At 54.3% G+C, this 5,644-nt stretch carries 2 protein-coding genes; both read right to left on the bottom strand.

Features of this window, described 5'->3' with window-relative positions:
- Positions 1–583: 583 nt before the first annotated feature.
- Complete coding sequence (locus LJE94_09035; protein MCG6910253.1) at positions 584–1,933, bottom strand: adenylate/guanylate cyclase domain-containing protein; 1,350 nt, start codon at positions 1,931–1,933, stop codon at positions 584–586.
- Positions 1,934–2,529: 596 nt separating this feature from the next.
- Positions 2,530–5,644 (bottom strand): MMPL family transporter (locus LJE94_09030; GenBank protein ID MCG6910252.1); only part of this gene is annotated, 3,115 nt, incomplete at its 5' end.

Below are 5,644 nucleotides of genomic sequence, written 5' to 3'. Positions count from 1 at the left end.
AAAGGCGGGGTATTGTCAATGCATACAGCTATACCGGTAGTTATTAACCGGGCAACTAAACAGCCTAATCTGTCATACCGGACTTGATCCGGTATCCAGTACCTATTTCTGGATTTTTACCTTCGAGGCTGTGTCATTATTTACCAAATAGCGCTACCAGGAAAATTTTTCAGGGCTAACGCCCTGGCCTAAATTGATAACCGTTTGATTATACATGGTTTGTTCTATCCATCTGTTTGCCCGATCATGTAGCGCAGGGTTTTACAGTGTTTTTCAGAATAAGGTTCCGTATGCCCTAAGCTGGTGGCGGGTTTATTTTTCAAAGCACCATATCAAACCAAGGCATACCCTGTGCCCGCCGGATTGTTGATGAAAAAATGCAGATTTTTAATAAAATCAGATAGTGGAAATATCATCAATCCGGCAGGGCACTACGACAGCCGTGCTGATTATTGATGATATGGTGCTTTGAAAAATAAACCCGCCACCAGCCAATCCAATGTTGAAACGGTACATATATATATGGCAAATGCTCTAACCCTGCCAAAGCGAATTACGACACAGCCTCCTTCGCAGGTGGGTATCAGTTCCGGCTCTCAAGAGACAGCTCATAAACCTCAATTTTGTCTTTCACATTTTTCAGGGCAAACCTCCCAAGCTTCTTCAGAGGAACCTTATCGGCCACGCGGTCGGCCGTGGCCCTTGACAGCAGCGTCTGGCCACCGGTTGCCATGGACCCGATCCGGGCGGCGACATTGATCAGGCTGCCGCGTGCCGTGTAGGTCCAGCGCGACCCCGTGCTGCTGTCGAATTTGGCCGCCCCCACCAGGGCGATGCCGGAATCGATGCCGATGTTTATCTTGATCGGTTTGTAAAGGGTATAAATGCCCTCACCGATGCGCGCGGTTTCTGCCTGAATGGTGAGCGCGGTGCGCACCGCGTTCAAGGCATTGGTTTCCCGATCCTCATCCAAAAACAAAACCATCAGTCCGTCGCCGGCGGTCTCGTTCACGTCACCATTGTTGGCGTGAATGGCGTCCATGAACACCGAAAAGTGCTTTTCGACGATGGAGTTGACCTCACTGCCGCCCAATTTTTCTGTCAGCCCGGTGTAGCCTTCGATATCCAGAAACAGGACCGAGAGATCATGATCCTGGCTCACCGGCATCCTTCCACTGGGGGATTTCACGATGGCCCGGGAGACCGCATTGGGAACGAATTTGCTCAGATTTTCTTTGACGCTCTCCAGGATCTCCACTTTTTTCATCTCACCCCGCAGGTTCTCGAGGGCGTTGTTGAGGGCGATGTTCTTCTCTTCCAGGGTTCTGTTGAGCGTCACCAGCGATTCAAAGGACTTGGCATTCTTCAAGGCGACCACCAAACTGTTGACCAGGGTTTCCAAAAGCTCTTTTTCCTTTTCGGAATAGATGTCCGACATCAGCCTGGAACCCAGCCCCAAAATCCCCTCTACACCTGGCTGCACCGTGAAGGAAAAGACGGTTTCAATGCCGAAAGTGGTCAATGACGCACAGTTAAGAGAGGATGGCTCACCCGTGCGCAGGTTATCCCCGATCCCACTGGCCAGGCACTGCCGGCAGCCGGTGCGCAGCGCCTCCTGGTCCCTTTCCTCAAAACCGACGGATTTGAAATAGACTGCGTTGTTGGCATTCTCGTCCACCAGCATCGCGAACCCGCCGAGAAGGCCAAGGTTGCCCATGAACATGAGCAGAAAATTTTTCAAAATCGTGTCGGTATCGACGATGCCGTAGATGTCCCTGCTGATGTCGTTGAGCGTTTTGAGGTTGAAATCGCAGATCGCCAGTTCCGACTGAACGTTTTCGGATTCCAGCTGACACGTGTCCAGTTCAGTGGATCTGTCCGGGGTGGAATTGTTCTGATCAGAATTATCCGGGTTAAACGTTATCTGGACCATGACCTTTCCTCTCGACGGCCGGTTATAGAAAGTGCCCGCCGCGCCTTACGCCGGATTGAACTCTCAAAACGGCCGGAGCGACGACCGACACTGAGCGCTTCAGCTTTTCGGGATCAACATCGATGCACCCTTCTGAAAACAGATGAAAATAACCAAACCCTAAAATCGAACGGTTCCGTTCAGGAGAAAGTGTATGTTAATAATAAGCACCACTTTGTGGCATGGCAATAAAAAAGGGAGCGGTCTGGATACCTACCCCCTAAAGTGGCATTTCATTTTTTCAGGGCAAAAGCCCTGGCCTACATTGCCTGGCGCATGACGCTATGCAGCGCAGGGTTTTAACCCTGCCAGAGCCAATTTTCGTCACGGCACACGTCAAGAGGGTTGCCAACCACTCCCCACCTCCAACCTCTGTAATGTTACCCTTGTCCCCTTGGATCCTGATGGGCAATTATTCGACGGTTTTCAGGCGGAGATGGATGCATACGCACGCGTCCCCGGGAAGAGCCAAAAAAAGCACCCAGGCGTTGCAAGCATTTGGTATTGGGCCATTTGAAATTGTTAGAATTTAGATGTTCGATATTGGAATTTCATGTTTATTCGGGGGGGGATATCCTGCGCTGCAGCTCGGCGTTGGCGCGTGCCATCAAGTGCATGGCCGTTTTGTCCTTTTCCGGGACCAACTCAGCCATGCCCAGGGCCACGTGAATAGAGATACCGTCGACCTCCAGCCGGTTTTCCGTAAGCGTTTCGGCAAGGCGGCGGCATACCGGGTGGGCCTCGTCCAATCGGGTTTGGGGCATGAGCAGGGCGAAGGTGGCCGCGTCCAGGCGCCCCAGCGTGTCGCTTTTCCTGATGATTTTGGAAAGGGATTGCCCTATCAGCCGGAGGCTGCGGTCCTTGATGTCGTAGCTCATCTCCAGATCGGCAACCTCTAAATCGATCCCCATGAGGCACAGGGAAAGGCTGTTCCCGTAGCGCTGGGCCCGGTGGAATTCCACCTCCAGAAAATCCTGAAAGCCTTTGCGATTGCACCATCCGGTAAGATCGTCCACAACGCTCCGGCAGGTGAAATCGTTGGTGACCCTCTCGATGCGGTCGCACAGAATCTGCATCAGGTTGAAAAAGAACCGGTTGGCCGTGGGTGGATACAGCCACTGAAGACGCTTGATCATCTTCAAGTTGATTTCCAGGTATTCGCCGGGTTCGGTTGCCACCACGGTTGCGGATCGTGGCGCCGACCTCAAAAGCCCCATTTCGCCCACGATGTCGCCGGCGCCCAGGCGGTTGATCTGCTTGTACACATCGTTCGCCGTGTAGGGTTCGTCCTCGTTTTCGCGCTCCACCACATCCATGGCGCCCGTGACGATGGCGCACATGGACGCGCTCTGCTCCCCCTTGTAAAACAGCACCTGGCCGGCATCGATCTTTTTCAGGGTTCCCGCCATGATGATGTAGTGGATCTGGGTTCGGGACAGGCCGTTGAAAAGCGGGATACCGAACCCCGGGTCCTTGCCCAGCTTCAGGCGGAGGAGGTCCCACAGGGTGACCAGCTCCGCGTGGAGCAGCAGCGACGGCAAAAGGACGAGGTCACCCACCAGCGCCGAAATCATGGTGATCGCCATCAGAATGCCGAAAATGGCCGTGGGTTCAAAGCTGGAAACAATGAGAACCGAAAAACCGATGCTGATGGTGAGGCTGGTGAAAACCACCGGGCGGCCGATGTGTCTCAGGGTGTCCCGCAACGCCCGCTGGTCATCGAGGTCCTTTCTGAACTCACGGTTGTAGCGCACCAGGTAGTGGATGGTGTCGTCGACCGCCAGGCCGATGGCGATGCTGGCGATCAGACTGGTGAACATGGACAACTCGATGCCCAGCCAGCCCATGATGCCGAAATTGACGACAATCGGAAACAGGTTGGGAATGACGGCGATAAAGCCGACCCTGCTCGAGAGAAACAGGAGGAACATGATGCCGAAAACCAGGACCATGGTGATGGAGAGGCTCTTGATCTGCCCGCTGGTGAGCTGGTGGCTGCTCTCCGAGATGACGATACCCAGGCCGGTTACCTCGACATCGTATTCCTCGGAAAAAATGTTCCGGGCATACGCCAAAATCTTTTCACGCGTTTCTAGAAACTGCCTGGAACTGGATATGTGCGTCAGCAAAAGGACGTTGGTCTTGGAAAACGTCGGGTTCATGAAGCGGTCGAGCATGTCGTCACCCAGCATGGTCTCGTAGCTGTTGATCAACATCGGCACTTCCCAGTCCTCCTTGGGCAGCCGGTAGTAATCGGCCTCGAAACGATTGGAGGCATAATTGACCAGCTGGAGGTAGTCGGCGAATGAAATGGTCTTGTCCACACCCGGCAGGGTTTCCATAAACGCCTGAAGCCTGGCGATAGCGGCAATGTGCCGGGCGTCCTCGAAAAAATCGTCATCCCGTCCGCCCAGGGTGACGTTGATGGGAAAACAACCGGACAGGTCCTTATAGATGTCGTGAAAATGCCGGCTGATGTCCGTATCTCTCTTGAAATACCCGACCGGGTTGGTCTCCACCCGAACCCGGAAAATGCCGATCGAGCAGAAAATGATCACCACGGCCATCACGGGTAAAACAAATTTCTGATGCTTGATGTCGGCAACGGCGATGCCGGCGAGCATGCGGTCCAAAAAATCGTCTTTCCGCTTGCGGGACCTGGGTTCACCGCCCGGCAGCGGCATCAGGACCATTACCGCGGGCAGAAACGTGAGCAGAATGACTAAAAAACCGACAATCCCCATACAGGCGAAAATGGCGAACTCCTGTATGGCGGTGATACGATTGACCAGCAGTGACGCCAGCCCGACGAGGGTGGTGGCGACCGCCAGCATCGTCGGCAGGGTGATGCTGTGATAGGTTCTCAACGTGGCTTCCAAAGGCGAGGCCGCCCTGCCCGCCTGTACGAGGTATTCGGATATGATGTGCAGACAATAGGCCGTGCCCACGGCAATCAGGAAAACCGGCACGATCATGGTGAGCATGGAAAGGGGGATTCCCGTCAGGGACATGAGGCCGAAATTCCAGACCAGGGCGATGCCGACGCATAAAAGCGGTATCACAACGTAGAGAAAGCGCCGATACAGCAGGAAAAGGACCACGGCAATCAGCAGAAAGGTAATGGGCGGCAGCTTGAAAAAGTCCTGCTCCGTGAGCCGGGCCAGGGCCTGGGAAACCAGGGGCATGCCGATCTGATAAAGACTCAGGCCGGCAGGCGCAGCCTTTATCATCCCTTTCACCGCGGCAATGACGGCTTCCGGGTCGGCGTTGTTTTCGAGGACCAGGGTCAGGACGGTCGTCTTGCCATCCGGCGCATAGAGGTTTTTTCTGAAAAGGGCCACATCCTTCAGGACATCCGAGAAGTGCTCGAGTTCCCACTTGCCGGAGGGATCCACCGCATGCTTGACACCCGGCAGGCTGATGACGCGCCGGACGCCGTCGATCTTCTCCGCCGTCGCCGCCAGCGCTTCCAGCTGTTTGAATGTGGCCGCGTCGAACAGGTTGTCGGCTTTGACAACGACGCGGATAATTTCATCGGAACCGAATATCTTCTTGAAATCGTCGTAGCGGGCCGTCTCCGGCAGGTCTTCGATAATCAGATCATAAATGGACGTCTTAAAGATAAGGGAAGGAATCCGCCAGGCAAAAACCGCGGTGATCAGTAAAACGACC

The organism is Deltaproteobacteria bacterium (assembly GCA_022340465.1).
In the GTDB taxonomy this organism is placed as follows: Bacteria; Desulfobacterota; Desulfobacteria; order Desulfobacterales; family B30-G6; genus JAJDNW01.
This window is presented reverse-complemented; position numbering and strand designations above follow the sequence as displayed.